This is a genomic window from Nostoc sp. 106C, assembly GCF_002154725.1.
Lineage (GTDB): Bacteria > Cyanobacteriota > Cyanobacteriia > Cyanobacteriales > Nostocaceae > Aulosira.
In genome coordinates, this window is the sequence record NZ_MTAW01000151.1 from 1 (window position 1) to 18,687 (window position 18,687).

Below are 18,687 nucleotides of genomic sequence, written 5' to 3' on the forward strand. Positions count from 1 at the left end.
AAACTTAGTGTACCTAAATATGTAAAGTTTTGTATCAGCATTCAACATTTCTGATTTTGATGTATTCTTCCAGTACCCAATTTAGCCTAAAACCTAAAATGTCTGAAAAATTGTTATTTAATTTACTATACACCAGTTCATCGTATAGGTCTTCATCGAATTTGATATTCTGAAAAACTTGAGAATATATTGAACAACTCAAATCAGTAAAGAACGAAGTTTGCCTTCCCAATTGCTCTAGTGGCTTTTCTAGCAACTCCCGTTGCACACTTTTTAGTTTACTAATTGGTGAATTATTTACTTGGCTAGCAACTTTGTTATTTAATTGCTGCTTCAAGTAATCCAGCTTGTCAGAGATAATAGATTTTAGAGCTACATAAGGACTTTCATAAAAAATAATGTTAGGCGCATTCTTACCAATTGCTATATAGGCTGCTTTTACTGCTTCCGCAGCTTTCTTACGATCAATTCTTTCAGTTGAAAGTGCAATCTTTTGCCACTTTTCCCGATAAACTGGAATTAAAGCTTCTTGTTGGGGCGTTAACTTTTCAATCAGCAACATAGCGCCAACCTTCAGGCTCGTATTCTCTTTGGATTTTCACCATCCAATGACCTTGGGGAATAGCGATCGCTTTATGCTCCTCATGCGTCAGCAAAGCAGTCTCAGAAAAAATACGTAGAAAGAGCGTACTATCCTTTGAGTATAATTCCGCCTTACCCTCAGTAATCCGATGCTTATGTCCGGTTACTTCCCCTTCTGCCAAAGTCAAGTGAAGTATCTTTTTGCCCTCGACTTGTGCTACAGGTTGTAGAATTACATCACCTTGACGAATTGCTTGCATTATTTTGCCTCCAGCGATAGGTACAAAAGTTACTTCGCTCTCACCTCAAGTTTGATTAAATTTTGGCACAACCTTCTTGGGAATAGGAAGATCAGGAGCATGAGGAGGATTAAAGGGCTAATAATTGTCCTTGGCTGCCTTATATTCCCTCTTTTGCTCAACTGCCGCTTCACTTGAAATTACAGGAGGTATCGCTATATTACACTTGGGGGGTATTTTGAAAACTGTAGTCGCCAATTTTGCTGAGATAAGTTAAAGATTGAAATAGCTGGAAATTCACACCTGGCGTTTTCCTACCTTATTATCTGGAAAGGACTGTGCCAAAACTGTAGCGGATTTTTATCCTCATAGGCAGTTTGTGTGAAGATAAACTCACATCTCATAAGCGCGACGTTTTATTTTGACATCTCGCCGAAATCATCTAAATTTGCCTGTTTAGCTTAACAGCTATTCTTTTTTTTGAAATTTCCATGTCAACTCTCGTCATCGTCGAATCTCCGACCAAAGCTCGTACCATTCGCAACTACCTACCATCAGGCTATCGGGTGGAAGCGTCGATGGGTCATGTACGTGACCTACCCCAGTCGGCTAGCGAAATTCCCACCGCTGTCAAAGCAGAAAAATGGGCGCAGTTGGGGGTAAATGTAGACGCCGACTTTGAACCGGTGTATGTTGTCCCGAAAGACAAAAAGAAAGTTGTCACCCAGCTCAAAGATGCTCTCAAAGAGGCTGATGAGTTGATTCTGGCAACTGACGAAGACCGGGAAGGTGAGAGCATTAGTTGGCATTTATACCAGTTGCTCAAGCCGAAAGTACCGACAAAGCGGATGGTGTTTCACGAAATTACCCAAGACGCCATCAAAAAGGCTTTGAAAAACTGCCGTAATATCGATGAGCAGTTAGTTCGCGCCCAAGAAACGCGACGGATTTTGGATCGATTGGTGGGCTATACCCTGTCTCCTCTACTCTGGAAGAAGATTGCCTGGGGGCTATCTGCTGGGCGCGTACAATCTGTAGCCGTGAGGCTTTTGGTTACCAAGGAACGTCAGCGTCGCGCCTTCCATGAGGGTACTTACTGGGATTTAAAGGCTTATTTAGAACAGCAAAAAGCCCCATTTACTGCCCAGTTAGTGACCTTGGGAGGAACCAAAATAGCCAATGGCAGCGATTTTGACCCAGCCACCGGACAAATCGCGGCTGGTCGCAATGTCGTTTTGCTGACAGAAGCAGATGCAGTTGCACTCAAGGAACGCCTCACAGGTAAAACCTGGAATGTTTCAGAAGTAGAAGAACGCCCAGTGACGCGTAAACCAGCGCCACCGTTTACAACCTCAACGCTGCAACAAGAATCTAACCGGAAACTGCGCCTCTCAGCCCGAGACACGATGCGGATTGCCCAGAATTTGTACGAGCAAGGATATATTACCTATATGCGGACAGATTCGGTGCATTTGTCAGATCAGGCGATCGCAGCTGCTCGTAGCTGTGTAGAACAACTTTACGGCAAACAATATCTCAGCCCGCAACCGAGGCAATATACCACCAAATCCAAAGGCGCACAAGAAGCACACGAGGCGATTCGCCCGGCGGGTAGCACTTTTCGCACGCCCCAAGAAACTGGTTTAAGCGGTCGGGAACTGGCTGTCTACGACTTAATTTGGAAGCGCACCGTCGCTTGCCAAATGGCTGACTCCCGCCAAACCCAAATTACCGTGCAGTTGCAAGTAGAAGATGCTGGGTTCCGTGCTTCAGGCAAGCGGATTGACTTTCCTGGCTATCTCCGAGCCTATGTTGAAGGTTCCGACGATCCTGAAGCTGCATTAGAAGACCAGGAAGTAATTTTGCCGAGTTTGAAAGTAGGAGATCATCCAGATTGTAAAGAATTGGAAGCGATCGCTCACGAAACTCAACCGCCAGCTAGGTACACCGAAGCTACCTTAGTAAAAACTTTAGAAAGTGAAGGTATTGGTCGTCCTAGTACCTACGCCAGTATTATTGGCACAATCATCGATAAAGGTTATGCGCAGTTAGTCAATAACGCCCTTATCCCTACCTTCACTGCTTTTGCAGTCACTGCCCTTCTAGAAAAACATTTTCCTGATGTGGTCGATCCCAGCTTTACCTCCAAAATGGAGCAAACCCTGGATGATATCGCCACAGGTGAAGCTAATTGGCTACCCTACTTGCGGGAATTTTATCTAGGAGACAAAGGTCTAGAAACCTTAGTCAAGGAACGAGAAAATCAAATTGATGCCAACAAAGCCAGGACGGTAGAACTAGAAAATTTAGCAGTCAAAGTCCGCATTGGTAAATATGGTCCTTTTATCGAAATGGAAAATGGTGAAGGAGTTGTCACCGCTTCGATTCCTAAAGACCTGACGCCAGCAGATCTCGACCCCAAACAGGTAGAGGTAATATTACGGCAAAAAACCTCCGGACCTGACCAACTCGGTCGCCATCCCGACACTGGCGAACCAATCTATGTGAAAATTGGTGCCTACGGTCCCTACGTGCAATTAGGTGACAAGACGGACGAAAATCCCAAACCCAAGCAAGCTTCCTTACCCAAAGGTGTAACGCCAGAAAACGTCACCCTTGATATTGCTGTTGGTCTTTTAGCATTACCCCGCACATTAGGAGTTCATCCAGTGACTGGGGGAAAAATTCAAGCTAGTTTGGGGCGCTTTGGTCCTTATATTGCTCATGACCAAGGTAAAGAGGGGAAAGACTACCGCTCCCTCAAAGCTACTGATAATGTCTTGACAGTTTCTTTAGAACGTGCATTAGAGTTGTTGTCAGAACCAAAAAAGGGACGCAGTTCCACCAATAGCAAGTCTAAAGCGGCTTTGCGAGAATTGGGTACTCATCCAGAAGACGGTACACCAGTCAATATCTATGATGGTCCCTACGGGCCTTACATTAAGAACGGTAAAACTAATGTCAGTATTCCAGAAGGCGAATCTGTGGAAGCTATAACGTTGGATACGGCATTAAAATTGTTAGCTAGTAAAGCATCGTCAGCAAAATCCACTCGCAAATCGAGTAAGTCTACAACTTCTAAATCTAAGTCAACTTCCAAGTCAACCTCTAAATCAACTTCTAAGGCTTCGACAACCGCTACTAAAAAAAATAATGCAGACGATTAATTAAAGACCATTTTCCTGTGTTGTGTATAGTTTTCAGGAATAGTGAGTACTGAGTGCTGAGTTCTAAATGGAAATCTTACTCGGTACTCAGGACTATTTGCGTCAGTTGTTTCTATGCCACTGACGACTTACCACTCATTATTCAAAGCGATCGCAAAGTCTATTCATAAAAGTTGGTATTAGGAAGTCAAAGGGGTTGAGTCCCCAGCCAAATTGAAAAATCCTCCCAAATACTTATATAAGTTGACACTAATAATAACTAACTTGGGGGAATGCACGTCTTGTAGTTTACGAATATGATAATCTAAGAAGTAAGGCAGATCACAACACAAAATTTGCTAAGGTGGATGCTCTCCGAAATTCGGAAGTGCGATCAGGCCGAACACAAGCTAGAGGTGCGATAGTACGCCAGTTTCTGCGTAGCTGTTAATCAAAATTGAGGTAGTATCTCAGGAGCAGTCAGTTCAATGGACTATATAGAAAAGGTACTGGAAAAGCTTAAAGAATTGGCGCGGAAGCTGATTGAAGCCCTACTAGGGCCAGAGGCTGAGCCGGAACCGGAACTGATTCCGATTCCTGTAAATGAGCGTTCGCGTCGTCGTTAAGAGCTAGAAAGTGCCGGACTTGACGTTGCAGCCTTTAAGTATTTTGGTGTTGCACGGGCCAAACCTGAATTTGCTAGGACAGCGAGAACCGGGGATTTACGGTTCGTTCACACTGGCAGAAATTAATCATCTGTTAGAAGCAGAAGGACTTAAACTACAGGCGAAAGTTTTTCCCGTGCAGTCAAATCATGAAGGAGTTTTGGTTGATACTATTCATCAAGCCTTAGGGAAACACCAGGGAATTTTGATTAATGCTGGGGCTTACACGCATACAAGTGTAGCTTTGCGGGATGCGATCGCGGGTGTGAGCTTACCCACAGTAGAAGTACATTTAAGTAACATATACCGTCGAGAAGAATTCCGCCATCATTCTTACATAGCGCCCATAGCTATTGGGCAAATTAGTGGCTTTGGGGTACAGAGTTACGTATTGGGCTTACAAGCGTTAGTGCATCATTTAAGGGATTAAAGCGTTAAAAGTAAAGAGGTAAGAGAAATTTCTTTGGACTTTTTACTTTTTGAGATCATGCGCTACTCTGTTGTTAGTCGTTTTCGCGGTACTTTACTAGGGGCATTAGTTGGGGAAAGTTTAGCCTTTAGTAGTGCGAAAGAATTTCAGAACCGCTGTGACATCGATCGGATAGCGATTCTAGGTACTGAAAGCTTAATCGCACTTGGCAGATTAGATTTAGATGATTGGCGAGCGCGTCAGCAACAAGCATCTGCTAATTTAGCTATAACTGATAGCATTTCGTTGAAAGTGATACTGGCTACATTACCAGTAGCACTTTTTTTTCATGAAAATACATTTAAATTGCGACAAAACTTGCTACGTGTGTTAAAAATCTGGGAGGATGACCCAGTGGTACGTGATGGAACATTAGCAGTAGGGTATGCGATCGCTCAAACCCTTACGGAAAAACTCCACCCCCGTACCCTGATTCCAGAGACAATCGCCTTTATCGGTGAAACACCAACATCTCTACCACAACAGTTATTAAAAGTTAATACTTTGTTAGATCGGGGAGCAGGATTAGAAAGGGTGCAAGTCGAGTTGAGTAAAGAAGACAAGCTAAGTAGTGCTATTGCTATGGCGTTTTACTGCTTTCTCAGTACCTTGGAAGACTACCGCTTGGCAGTTTTGCGATCTACTCAATATGGCGATGTGTGGCGGCAAGATTATTGGCATTTACACTTACATAGTATAAGTGCAATTACTGGTGCTTTATCTGGAGCCTATAATAGCAATGCGGGTATTCCCGTAGGTTGGCAGATCTTATACTCGCAAGCAAATTCGGCAGCATGGGAACTGAAGAATTTTTCTCAAATGGTGGAATTAGCTGATGCACTTGTGGCTGTATGGTCAGGATTGTATAATCATGCCCAACATTCGGGCCAGCTAAGAACAGTGGGAGATTTTATACCTGATGAAGAAGCATCGCTATTTTTAGGCGATGCCATTCGCCAAGACAATCGCGATAACTCTGAAAATCAGAGCAATGCGCACCCTCCTCTATGCGTCTACGCAGCTCCTCGCGTTATCCGATCACGTTAATGCTATTTCTACTGAGCAGCATTGTAGGCACAATATCAACATTCAATCCTAGCAAGCAGTCAAAAAATATAAAATTAAGTAGTTCTTTATACTACAATTTCCAAAGAAACTCTTAACCTGACTCTGTAGGTAGGTATTGTGGCAAATCGGCCGCAAGTCACCCCACCTCCGAAGTTCTGAGCGGCTTCGGTTGCTCCTGCTTGGACTTCCCCTAGGTTTGTCTTGTTTTGAGGTATCAAAGTAAGCAACTGTAGGCAGAGGTAATGAAACATCAGCGATTTTTTAAGTCTTTAACCCACCAATTAACTCAATGGCGGCGACAGTACAAAGTACTGTGTCGCAAAGGAAAATTGCTGAGGGTAGTAAACGATCAAAATAACCACAGTCGCCTTGGAGAGCTCCCAAGAACTGTGGTCAACAACATACTCATGTATGTATCAACAACTAATGAAAGTACTCAAAAATCAGGAATAGTACTCAGATCAATCGCAAAATCGGTTAACCGTGAGCAGCTGATGGATACGATTGGTTTACGCTGGGTGCATGAAAATCGTTCTTCAGTGATTTTGGCGATCGCAGTCGTATCCCTAACAGGAGTTATCGGCTATAAGTTTTACAATCAGCCTAAGCTGAAAGTGGGAACTGTGGCACCCCAAACCATTAAAGCCCCGCGTACAACCAAGATTGAAGATCGCCAAAAAACAGCAGCCCAACGCAAAGCCGCCAGTAACAATTCTCTGCCAATGTTAATGGTCGATATGCAAATCAATGAACAAATCGACCATAATTTGCAACAACTTTTAGATGAGAGTGATAAAATTCGCGCTATAGCAGGGCCTTTCCCTTTTGTTGACAGTTTAGACTTACCTATAGCTAGCCAGCGTTATCTCCGCACTTGTACTGAAGCAGAATGGAAAAATATATTACTAGCTTTAGAAAAAACTAGAAAACAACCGATAGGATTGTTGCTGCCAAATCAGAAAAGCAGTTCCACTATTGGACAAAAAGCAAGCAAACAGTTCTCCTCGTCCTTAGAATCATCCACAAGCCAGTCACAAGCCACATCTCCCAAGCCTAGTTCTCCTCCTCGAAGTAGGGAAGACATCCTTACACCTACTCCGCAGCCTGGGAAAGTTTCGCTCAAGCTCCTTCTTGAGAATACAAAACCAGTTAATGATTCGCTAAAAATCGACTTTATTCAAGCAGTGGCTGAACTGGAAACTTACAGAATCAGAAATTCTGAACAACAATTTTCTTTACTGATCGCCCAAATCTTGCAAGCAAGGCAAAAATACGAACTAGCCAGGAAAAAACTGTTACAGCCAGAGGCTAAAACATCGGCAGCAATCAATCAAGAAAATATCCTCTTGGATCTGGAAGATAAAGACTGGGCAAAAACACAAACATCAATCCGCCAGATTTCAGAGCGAATTCTCACCCAAGGTATCCCATACGGACTACCAGTAAATGCCTTAAAGGATACAGTGAGCTTGCAAGTGCAGACATTAGAACCACAAGCAGCTCAACCTTTGGCAATCAAACTTTTGTTGGCTGTGCTGCAACCGAATCTGAAGAAAGATGAAGAAAAAACCCAACAACAGGCAAGAAAGGCTGCTGCTGGGGTTGCACCAGTAATGATTGACATACAGCAGAATGAGGTAATTGTCACTAAGGGACAGAAGATTACCCCGTGGAATTTTGAGGTACTGGAGCATTATCAACTAAATTACCGAGAGACTAACTGGCCTGAGTTAATCAAGGTGACAGGCATTGTCACTACAGCAATTGGTATTTTTGTAATTGTCGAACGCCGTCTCAAAAGCCAATTGCGACAGCGCGATCGCTTGTTAATCTTGCTGCTAACTCTTAGTACGCCTGGAATGGTAACAATGGGTGTGCTACATACCACCTGGAGTGCCATTGGTTTATTGTTGGGTAGTTTTTACGGCCCTGCTTTAGGAGCAACAGTTGTCGGGTTACTGTTGCTAGTATTACCAATTAGCATGGAAATCAGTAAGATTGCCCTGATAGCTGGTGCAGCAGGGGGAATAGTAGGCAGTTATATGGCCAAACGACTGCGATCGCGTGAAGAATTAGCATTATTAGGACTGGCGATCGCCTCTACTCAGGGAGGTATTTACTTAATACTCTCACTACTATGGAGTTCAGCTTCTTGGTATCTTATCCTCCAAGAAGCGGCGTTATTTGCTTTATCTGGTTTAGCGTGGAGTATTGTGGCTCTGGGCTTGAGTCCTTACTTAGAAAAACTTTTTGATTTAGTTACCCCTATCCGGTTAGCAGAATTGGCTAATCCTAACCGTCCGTTGTTAAAGCGACTGGCTACAGAAGCACCAGGAACCTTTCAGCATACTCTGTTTGTCGCCACCTTGGCGGAAGCTGCTGCCAAACAACTAGGATGCGATGTGGAACTAGTAAGAGCTGGCACACTTTACCACGATATTGGCAAAATGCACGATCCTCTTGGCTTTATTGAAAACCAAATGGGGGGACCGAATAAGCATGACACAGAAATTAACGATCCTTGGAAAAGTGCAGAGATTATTAAAAAGCACGTCAATGAAGGCTTAGTGATGGCACGGCAACACCTTTTACCAACAGCGATTCAAGCTTTCATTCCTGAACATCAAGGAACGATGCTAATTGCGTATTTCCATCACCAAGCGCAGCAAATGGCTAAGGAAGATCCTACTTTAAAAGTAGACGACGCTGATTTTCGCTACGATGGTCCAATTCCCCAGTCGCGGGAAACAGCAATTGTCATGTTGGCAGATTCCTGTGAAGCGGCGCTGCGTACGCTACAAGCATCGGCGAAGTCATCGCTCAAAGATGCTTCGGCTGAACAAGCTTTGACAATGGTTAATAATATTCTCCGTGCTCGATGGCAAGACAATCAACTCGTAGATTCAGGGCTTACACGGGAAGAAGTTTCCAAAATTGCCCAAATATTCGTGGAAGTTTGGCAGCAATTCCATCACAAACGTATTGCCTACCCCAAGTTAAAGCCTAGTAACGAGAAAATAGCTCAAGGGTGAAAATTTTCATAAGTAGGTTGGCGCAATTAAAACTAAATATAAATGGTAAGGGTCTTCATTTGTCATTGGTCATTGGTAAGGCTTTCAAAGCAGTTTCTTTTAATAAATAATGATTACCTAAATGATTTTCATATGTATTTAAATAGTGTTGATTGAGATAACTATTGAGATAGTTCTGAATAGTTTGAGATTTACATAGTAAAACTTGCTCTGGATGATAAGTTTCAAAAACCGCAATAATTTGTTCAGGTGTTATAGTGTTCGACTCTATCCTTTTACGCGATAAAACTCCAATTTCTGGAGGAACAGGTAAGCCTGAATAAAAAGCATAAATTGGACAATTTGTAAAAACCCATTTAGTAGATGGTTTGTATTTTAACAAAATGTTAACGAATTGAATATGCTCCTGACTTTGCTCTAGATATCCATGATTTTCTAAAATAATTACTCCTAACTTAATCGGAGTCACAATAATTAAGAAAATTACGAATCCTGCTGCTAAATCTGAGACAGTGATTTTTTTAAAATTACGAGGCTTAAACTTAGCGTACCATTTCCGCTGTTGAAAAAAATTAAACGATAATGTTACTCCGTAAGTAGCTAACCAAGCCAGAGGAATAGACAGTAAAAGGTAGTGATGATACCAGACTGGTCGATGATTAAGCAGAACTATAAAACCTGTTATTAGCCAAATTATCGGAAAAGATTTTTCCCATTCTTTTTTTTGAAAGATAACTATAATAGCCAAAATCGCTAAAAGTAGATAATCGAAATCCTGGAATAGAAATAAAAATGTTAACTTCAGACTATTTCCTGTCTGAAAAGCTGTTTTTACCTTATTATTTAAATGCGATTGTAGTAATTGTTCATAAGTAAGAGAGTTACACAAAATACCAATTAATATGAAAACACTACAAAAAGCAGTGAGCCATAAAACAGCATCAAAAAATAGACTCCGCTTTACTTGACATTGAGGATTTTTTTTAACAGTAAATTGTAATATATCAAATATCATTAAGGGAACTATAAAACCTGTAAATAATTTTATTTGTAAAGAGATTCCAAAAAGTGCTCCCGATATAACAATTAAAATTTTAGAAAATTTTTGAGTAAAAATTTGTTTATATAAAGTCAATGCATATATTGAAAGCATAACCATTACCAAACATGGCAAATCAATCATCACAGAAACACTAAGTCTAAGAAAATTGCATGAAATTATTAACAGTAAAGTGCCAATAATTGCTGGTAAATTCCCTAAATAAATCCTTAGAGTCTGGCAGAAAGACCATACAAGTATTGTTGAGAAGCTCAAAGTTAAAAGCCGTGCAGAATAGATTGATTTGCCAAACCAAGCAAGCCAGGACGCTAAAATAACTGTGAAAAGAGGTGGTTGATCGTTCCAAACCTGTGTATACATAGCAAATCCATCTAAGTGCAAGGTAGCTTTGATCAATTCAATTCCTTCATCACTTGTATCGAATTGAAATACCTGCTCAATAGGCATAAAGTAAATAGCAAAAATAAAAAAACTAGCGGGTATTATGAAATTAAATACTAAAAATGTTTTTAGCTTGTTAGCGCTCATATATTCATGTGTTTATGCAATTATAGCCAGTTGTACAAACCAAATGTACATTTAGGCGATTATACGACAACTTGCTATCAAAAATTGTTTTGATTACAGTTGCAATGGAATATCAAAAACCTCTAATTACTGCACTGATAAAGCTGATAAGGAACGCCTATGCGATAGTGATGTGAAGGGTCTATGGTACAAGTAGTTTGCTGCGAAAGCGCCAACTGCTGAGGATAATCTTGCTCGATCATTCCAGGTCCAACTATCCATAAATTTAGCTTAGATGTTGCTGGTATCGGTAGTTGGGAAAGCTTGTTCCATAAAGCAGATAAATTAGGGGATTTTGATAAAATCGCAAAACTATCACTTCTAGATGTATCTATGGGGTGAGTAATTTTGTATTCTCCTGAAACAGATTGGTTCCTAAGTTGCTCTAATGCCAAAGCAAAACTTAGTCCCAAAGCTATATCTTGATAATCACTATAACCCACCACAAGCATCACTGGTATAGAAGCTTCTAGATTCATGTTTTGGGCTACTTGCTCAGGGTGAAAAGGTTTTTGAAACACTAGATTATATACAACAAAAATACAACTGATAATTCCTACTAATACAATAATTAATTGTGCTTTTTGATTTTTGGTAATACTAGCTGATACAAGAGCACAAAAGCTGGGATAATAAACAAAGTGATAGCGGGGAACAATAGTAATGTCTTTACTAACAAAATAAACAATCGCAAAAAATTGTAATAAGACAAAAATAGTAAAAATTAACAGCGTTAATGTAGCTAAATTAGTTTTACTTTGATAATATAGAAGTTTTAAACCTTTGTAAGCTTGCCATCCCACCCAAATAGTAAAAATAACCATCAAAAAGCCATAGCTAGCTGCAATTGCTAGAGGTTGGTTTTCTACAGGTAGAGCAATTACCATTAATACCCAGCTAATCAAAGTTTGATATATCGGTGCAATATTACTGGGGGGTGGTAACCAATTAGTTTGAGAAAAGTTAGAATGGCTGAGTATTACCAGCAACCAAGGCATGAAGCTAATCATAACTGTGCTGGTAGACAGAATTAGGATTAACCAAATTTTACGTTTGTTAACTACCTTTGTCTTGCCCCAGTACATCAGCACAAGTAGTGTGAGAATTTCAGCAATAAAAGCTAAAACGAAAAAATAGTGTACATAAAGTCCGATAATATTAACAAGTACCCATAATACCAAAACCCAAATTCTGATAGTTTTTTTCTGAAATATATCCTGCTGAATTTGCATTAGCCCCAATAAAGCTAAAGTTATTAGAAACATTGGTATGGTATAGTGCCTTGCTTCTTGGGAAAGGTAAACAGCAAAGGGGGAAACAGCCATGAGCAATGCTCCTACTATTCCAGCAGTAGAGGAAAAGGCAATATTATTGACAGCATAAATTGCCGCGATCGCACCTACACCAAACAAAGCTGGCAATAATCGCAATTCTTTCACACAAGCTTGGCATGAGGGATTTATCCCTTCCAGCCAACTATACATCCCGCAAAAAAATAGTGGTGGATGGGTAGATTGGGTAGCAAGATTGTTTGCAATTTGAGCATAAGTTATACCTGGGTTGAATGTAAAAATTTCCGGTACACGCTCAAGAGGAAACAGCACATTTAAAGGTAAATTATTATAATTGTTACCCAAGCTGAAAATAGCAGTGATTACTTCATCCGTCCATAAGGGTTTTAAACCTAAATTCCAAAAGCGCAAGCTTGCACCCAGTATAATCGCCCCAGCTAAACATAGATAATGTAGATAAAGTCTGCGCTTTGTTGTCATCTATCTATAGCAATATATTGAGATTTTATTGACGATTTGCAACTATACGTAGAAAAAGATAAGCGTGAAATATTAAAATCTTTCAAAGACAGCTAAAGTCATTTTGCCTTATTTCGAGTCATGAGTAGCGATCGCAGCAAAAAACAAGGTGAAGCAAATATGCTTACCTTATAGCTAGATTAATTTAGATAAAAATTACTGGTAATCTTGCAATCGCACACCAGCCAAAATCAAATTAACCGCTTCTTGAAACCACAGTATTCCCGTGGTGAGTAAGTAGTTACGTAGGCGATCGCCTCTTTAATAAATAGGTTTTACGACCTTGCGCCTAACCTATAAGATGTAATGTTAGGCTACACTTAGCAAGATTGAGAGCCTAACATGACTGCCTTAATTCTCAACCTACACCCTACTATCGAGCTAACAGATGAGCAGTTCTTCCAAATCTGTCAAAATAATCGAGATTTGCGTCTTGAGCGGACGGCTGAGGGAGAACTAATTATTATGCCACCAACAGGATGGGAAAGCGGAAATCGGAATTCAAAATTAACAGCCCGGTTAGAGTTTTGGGCTGACGCTGATGGTACAGGGCTAACTTTTGACTCTTCCACAGGTTTCAAACTTCCCAATGGCGCAAATCGTTCCCCTGATGCATCTTGGGTGAACCGAGAACGATTAATAGCCCTGAACCCAGATCCAGCTAAATTCTTACCAATGGCTCCGGATTTTGTGGCAGAATTACGCTCGGCTACAGATAGCCTAGAGACACTGCGACGCAAAATGCAGGAGTATATTGCCAATGGTGTGCGCTTAGGTTGGCTGATTGACCCCCAAAACCAACAGGTAGAAATTTATCGTCTCGGACGGGAAGTTGAGGTTTTACAATCCCCTACTAGCTTGTCAGGAGAGGATGTACTACCAGGGTTTGTGCTGGATTTAGCCCAGATTTTAAACTAATAACGGTAATTATACTAGAATTTAACTATCTCAACGCAGTGCGATTAATGTTGCGTGCGACTGCGAAGGTAAAAAAATCTATCTTTATCTTCCCAATTAAATTGGGCTATATAAATACCTACAATTAAGAAACCCCGGCGCAATGGTCGGGGTAGTTTTTGTCTTTGTTTTTCTAGTAATGTATTCTTAGCAACTAAATTTGAGGAAGTTGTGAGGATGTGAATTGATGCTCATGTCATATTAGAATAAATACCCTCCAATGGGAGCTACATTTAAAGGGTATCCGCAAAGAATGCCCCCAAATTTTTCTAATTGCCAACTTTTAAACTACGCTCCGACCGCTTCCTTCGCAGCGTACAAGACTTCAGCGTTGATTTCCTTAAAACCGCGATCGCGAGCAAATTTCTCGGTGTTGCGTTTGACTTTACCGCGGACAAATCCCGGAATTTTGTTCAATTCTGCTTGACCATCTTTTGTCCAGCTAAGGTCAGAATCAGCAGAAATTCCCTTAGTAATTACTTCCTTGGTGTCGTGTCCACCGAAGATTTCTAAGAGATGATCTTCCATTCCTAAAGTAAAGGAGTTGTAGATTAAATCTGTAATCTGATTTGTACCTTCGTAACCCAAGAATGGTTTGTAACCAATGGGGAAGTTTTGTACGTGGATGGGTGCAGCAATTACGCCGCAAGGGATATCCAAGCGCTTACCAACGTGACGTTCCATTTGCGTACCGAAGATGGCTGAGGGTTCGACGCGGGCGATCGCATCCCCAATTGCACCATGATCGTCAGTAATTAATACTTCATCGCAATACTCGCTCACTTGTTCGCGGAACCAGTCTGCATCATATTTGCAGTAAGTTCCAGCCCAAACTACGTGAATTCCCATTTCTCGTGACAAAATTTTGGTGAGTGCGGCGGCGTGGGTGTTGTCACCAAATACCACAGCTTTCTTCCCAGTCAAGTTTTGACAGTCAATGGAACGAGAGAACCAAGCAGCTTGAGATACATGCAGCGTTTGTTCGTTGATGAAGTCTTCGTATTCTACATCAGCGCCTTGGGCGTTAATTACTTGCTGAATTTTGCGGATACAGCGAGCAGTTTCTACAACCCCCATTGGGGTAATGTCTACGTAGGGGGTGCCGAATTGTTCTTCTAGATAACGAGCTGTTGTTAAACCGAGTTCCCGATAAGGTACTAGGTTAAACCAAGCTTGCGGCATCTTCTTCAATTCGTTAACAGAAGCGCCTTCCGGAATCACGGTGTTTACTTCAATTCCCAAGTCACCCATCAGCTTTTTCAGTTCGGTGCAGTCGTGCTGATGATGGAAACCTAGAGTAGAAATACCGATGATGTTAACCGAAGGTTTTGCGGTTTTGCCTTCTGCTAGTTCGCCTTTTTTGCGGGCTTTCTCAATGTAATATTGCACTATTTGTTGCAAAGTGCGATCGGCTGCTTGCAGTTCGTTGTAGCGGTAGTGGTTGACATCCGCTAGGATGACATCTCCTTTGGCTTCCAGTTGTGCCCGTTCTACAAAGTTGTGCAAGTCTTCTTGCAAAATACTAGAAGTACAGGTGGGAGTTAACACAATCAAATCTGGGTGTTCTTCAGCATCTTTGCGGGTAATGTTATCTACCACCTTCTCCTGGGAGCCACGTGCTAAAACGTTGCGATCGACAACACTGGTTGTTACCGGAGTGAAGTTCCTTTCCCTTGATAGCATAGAGCGCATGACGTTAAAGTAGTCATCGCCAAGTGGGGCGTGCATGATGGCATGGACATTCTTAAAAGAACTGGCGATTCGCAGTGTACCTATGTGGGCTGGTCCTGCATACATCCAGTAAGCCAATTTCATCAGGTGTTCTCCCTTATAAACTCAAATAATACAGAGTCCAATATGAGTGGACTATGATTGCTTGTTTTCTCATCGTTGTCTGATTGTCTCAAAACTTGTAGCCCCTATAAAATGGGGAAATTGTTAAGTTTCTAGTCTAGTGCGATGTCTGGCGACAAGCCGCTAAGAGCCTCTACGCTCAAACCTGTTGACTACTTGGGATGTAGCTCTTAATTTAAACAACACAGTGTTGTTTAAGTGACATAAATCTTTATTTTCAGCAAAGTTTCCTTAAAGAAGTTGGGGATCTGGAAATCGCGTCAAAGAATTAGCTCAATCACCAGCGATATCAGGTCTCCTAGCGCCTCTAGCCTATAATTAAAAAACTGAACGCCCGTGAGATAAAGACTATGCTGTCAAAGGATCTCAAAAATGCGTTACCAAGCACAGACGAATTGCCTTGTAGTGACGATACGCCCGTGGATAACGAAGACCAAAATTTGTTGCCCAATATTCTCCTGTTTTTACTTAACTCGATCTGGGCTACACGGATGGATTGGTACTTTGGGGTAGACATGGGAGTGTATCACACTACAGGAATCAATCCCAGAGTGCCTGTAGTGCCAGATGCGTTTTTGAGTGTGGGAGTTGAACGAAAAAAAGGTGGTAAATCACGCAAAAGTTACGCAGTTTGGGAAGAAAACGGCGTAGTTCCCATCCTCACATTAGAAATGGTATCGCACACGCCAGGGGGTGAATATGATGAAAAGATGGATATCTACACCAAACTGGGCGTGTTGTACTATGTGATTTATAATCCAGAATTTTGGCGACGCGACCAACATCAACCGTTTGAAGTGTACAAATTGGTGAATGGTGAGTATCAATTGCAGATAGGTGAACCCTATTGGATGAGCGAAATAGGTTTAGGTATTGGCAGATACCAGGGTATAGTTGCTGGCATTCCCCAAGAATTATTGTCATGGTATGACAAACAAGGCGATCGCTATTTGACTCCAGAAGAACAAGCACAGCAAGAACGACAACGCGCTGAACAAGAACGACAACGTGCTGAACAATTAGCGCAGTACCTACGATCGCTCGGCATTGACCCTGATAATCTACCTAGTGAGTAATAAGCGATCGCTTGTGCACAGGTATTGGCTCAGGTAAATTAATAGCAGGATTGCGGCTAAAGAAGGCTCTGGGAACTAACTTAAACCCAACTCGGTGTGTTGGCATCACAGGCCAATCTTCTGGTCGGGGAATATGTGTAACGCCCATTGTGTACCACAGTACGATATCTTCACCCGTTAAAGGCTCATTGTTGGCAATATATTTAGGTAAACCTTGCCCAGGTTGAGTTTGGTTAGGATAATCTCCCCCAGCGTAGAGTTCATCTGGTTGATATTTTGTTACCCATACATTGTGTGTAGCAAAGCCAGCTTTTTGGCTGATCTGCGCTTCCTTTACAGGGAAAAATACAGAATTGCCTCCTGGCATTAGCATATAACCTGGAGCAGTTCCTAGAGTATTTTTGCGATTTTCATTGACAATCATCCATTCGCGGCTGTGTTTCATATCTAAATCACGGACAGCAGCGGTTTCTGTTGTCAGTGGAGTATCTGTAACTGCGATCGCATTTCCTAGAGGATTTTTCTCATCCATTGGCAAGGCTTTAACATTCATTTCCATGACAGAATTAGCTTGACCATCTACATCCATATCTAGGCGATAGTTGAAAAAGTGTTGATGATTCACGCCAAAAATATTCTTTGCTATCAGCCGACCGTAGGAATTATCCTCAGACTGTTTTTCCGCAGATGTTCCCTGTACTAGAACAATTCCCGTTAAATCGTTCTGAATTTCTACACTGCCATCTTGATGAAAAATCCAATTGAGGCTGTAATCATAATTATCAATTGCCGCTGTCATCGTCATGACTAGTTCTCGACTGCGACGGACATAATTTTTCTGGGTGTTGTATTCGTAGTGCTTCCACAGCATCCCATTATCTCGTTCGTAGATGCCAATCACCCCTGGCATTTCATAGGGTTCTCCCTGTTCATTAGCCATGACAGCGTTCAACAACAAGCCGTTTTCGGGAATTTCCTTACCTAACTCCATTGAGGTAGCGAGGGAACCAAAGTTATATTCGCCCACATCAAAAGCATTTCTAAAAGCCCAGGTAGGGTCAGGATCGCCATAAGGTACTACCATTTCCGATAGGCTGGCGCGGTATAGCACTGGTCGAATATTTTCCCCGTCGTCATAAGTTACTTGGTAAACAACTAACCCACTGCGGGGATGCATAAGATAGCGAAAATTCCAACCTTGCCAGCTAATTGCATTACCTCGAATTCGGAAACTTACACCTTGAGGTTGCAGAATCTTTAATAATTTGGGCGGAGATAGTAAGTTACCCAAAGATTGCACATCATAGTTCCAGTTTTGTTTGGAGAAAGGTACTACCCCGTTGTCTATAAAACTGTCGAGTTTAGCTGTGTTTAAATTGACTGTAGCTACCACACCTTCAATCGGACTGCCAAAATAGTTCCAATTATTGCCTTTGTAGTAAGATAATGCTCGACAAAGACGTTGACCTGCGGCAACTTCCTGATTACTTAAAATTCCTGGTGCCCAGCAATTAATTTTAACTCGATCAAAATCTGTAATTCCCCGTTTTTGCATTGCTGCTTGCCATTGGGAATTTGATCTAACTACCTGCGCTGCTAGATCGTATTCTGGATTAATAATTGCAGGTTGGGCATTGGGTATCTGTTTCCAAGAACTTAAGGTTTTGGTTTTGAGGTCAACAATACCTTCATAGGTTTTATTTTGCGAGCGCTCATACACTACCAAGAAAGCTTGGCGCTGAAAAGTTTTCCCTGGGGTAAAATTGAGAACTTCTTTTTTATCTGGTTCTTGCAGAGTTATTAAGGGAAATACAGCTTTTTCACTGAGATTTTTCTCTTTGTTAACCACTGCAACAGCCGTTTTAATTTCTGTTGATGTTAACGCAGTCAGAGGATGGGAAATTGCAGGCTGTTGTGCAGATAACATTTCTCGAAAACCTAGAGCGCCAACAATGAAAATAACAATGGCAATAGCTAAACTAAAGAACCGTAGCCTCTTAATCATTCTTTAGATATTTACACGAATGTATAGTTATCTATATTCCCAGCTTGTATTGATAAACCGAATAGATTTATTTGAATTTTCAATATACAAGGGTGTGTTGTCGCCAAGTGCCGCACGCCTACGGCATAACACACCCTACCTGTTAATTACGAATTA

Annotated in this window: 13 protein-coding genes; 7 read left to right on the plus strand and 6 right to left on the minus strand. The window is 41.5% G+C overall.

The window, feature by feature from the left end:
* Positions 1-34 precede the first annotated feature (34 nt).
* Positions 35-562, minus strand: a complete 528-nt coding sequence (locus BV375_RS23290; protein WP_086764814.1) for a hypothetical protein — start codon at positions 560-562, stop codon at positions 35-37.
* Positions 549-842 carry a hypothetical protein gene (locus BV375_RS23295; protein ID WP_086764817.1) on the minus strand — a complete coding sequence of 98 codons (294 nt, stop codon included), beginning with the start codon at positions 840-842 and terminating at the stop codon, positions 549-551. Before BV375_RS23295 ends, BV375_RS23290 begins: the two co-directional genes overlap by 14 nt.
* Positions 843-1,312: 470 nt before the next feature.
* Here BV375_RS23295 and topA point away from each other — a divergent pair, with 470 nt between their 5' ends.
* The 5 genes from topA (at position 1,313) to BV375_RS23315 (ending at position 9,201) form a co-directional block, all read left to right on the plus strand.
* Positions 1,313-3,988: a type I DNA topoisomerase gene (topA, locus tag BV375_RS23300; protein ID WP_086764820.1), complete on the plus strand. Its 2,676-nt coding sequence runs from the start codon at positions 1,313-1,315 to the stop codon at positions 3,986-3,988.
* 467 nt (positions 3,989-4,455) lie between these two features.
* Positions 4,456-4,593 (plus strand): hypothetical protein, encoded by a 138-nt coding sequence (locus tag BV375_RS37115; protein ID WP_015140586.1) that lies wholly within the window; start codon positions 4,456-4,458, stop codon positions 4,591-4,593.
* A 10-nt stretch (positions 4,594-4,603) separates the two neighbouring features.
* Positions 4,604-5,062, plus strand: coding sequence for a type II 3-dehydroquinate dehydratase (gene aroQ / locus BV375_RS23305; protein WP_243714020.1), 459 nt, complete (start codon positions 4,604-4,606; stop codon positions 5,060-5,062).
* Positions 5,063-5,119: 57 nt separating this feature from the next.
* Entirely contained in the window at positions 5,120-6,148 is a 1,029-nt protein-coding gene (locus BV375_RS23310) for an ADP-ribosylglycohydrolase family protein (protein ID WP_086764822.1), read from the plus strand.
* 263 nt (positions 6,149-6,411) lie between these two features.
* The gene (locus BV375_RS23315; RefSeq protein ID WP_086764824.1) at positions 6,412-9,201 is read left to right on the plus strand and encodes an HD family phosphohydrolase; all 2,790 of its coding nucleotides are present in this window, start codon (positions 6,412-6,414) and stop codon (positions 9,199-9,201) included.
* Positions 9,202-9,256: 55 nt separating this feature from the next.
* Here BV375_RS23315 and BV375_RS23320 read toward each other — a convergent pair whose 3' ends face one another.
* The gene (locus tag BV375_RS23320) at positions 9,257-10,789 is read right to left on the minus strand and encodes a glycosyltransferase family 39 protein (protein WP_086764827.1); all 1,533 of its coding nucleotides are present in this window, start codon (positions 10,787-10,789) and stop codon (positions 9,257-9,259) included.
* Between the two features lie 122 nt (positions 10,790-10,911).
* On the minus strand, positions 10,912-12,600 hold the full coding sequence (locus BV375_RS23325) for a glycosyltransferase family 39 protein (RefSeq protein ID WP_086764830.1): 1,689 nt from the start codon (positions 12,598-12,600) through the stop codon (positions 10,912-10,914).
* A gap of 381 nt (positions 12,601-12,981) precedes the next feature.
* Between BV375_RS23325 and BV375_RS23330 the strand changes: the two genes are divergently transcribed.
* Complete coding sequence (locus BV375_RS23330) at positions 12,982-13,557, plus strand: Uma2 family endonuclease (protein WP_086764833.1); 576 nt, start codon at positions 12,982-12,984, stop codon at positions 13,555-13,557.
* 327 nt (positions 13,558-13,884) lie between these two features.
* Here BV375_RS23330 and bchB read toward each other — a convergent pair whose 3' ends face one another.
* On the minus strand, positions 13,885-15,411 hold the full coding sequence (bchB, locus tag BV375_RS23335) for a ferredoxin:protochlorophyllide reductase (ATP-dependent) subunit B (protein WP_086764835.1): 1,527 nt from the start codon (positions 15,409-15,411) through the stop codon (positions 13,885-13,887).
* A gap of 389 nt (positions 15,412-15,800) precedes the next feature.
* Here bchB and BV375_RS23340 point away from each other — a divergent pair, with 389 nt between their 5' ends.
* Complete coding sequence (locus BV375_RS23340; protein WP_086764838.1) at positions 15,801-16,526, plus strand: Uma2 family endonuclease; 726 nt, start codon at positions 15,801-15,803, stop codon at positions 16,524-16,526.
* Here the strand turns inward: BV375_RS23340 and BV375_RS23345 are convergent.
* Complete coding sequence (locus tag BV375_RS23345; RefSeq protein ID WP_086764840.1) at positions 16,516-18,531, minus strand: primary-amine oxidase; 2,016 nt, start codon at positions 18,529-18,531, stop codon at positions 16,516-16,518. The genes BV375_RS23340 and BV375_RS23345 overlap by 11 nt on opposite strands.
* Positions 18,532-18,687: the final 156 nt, after the last annotated feature.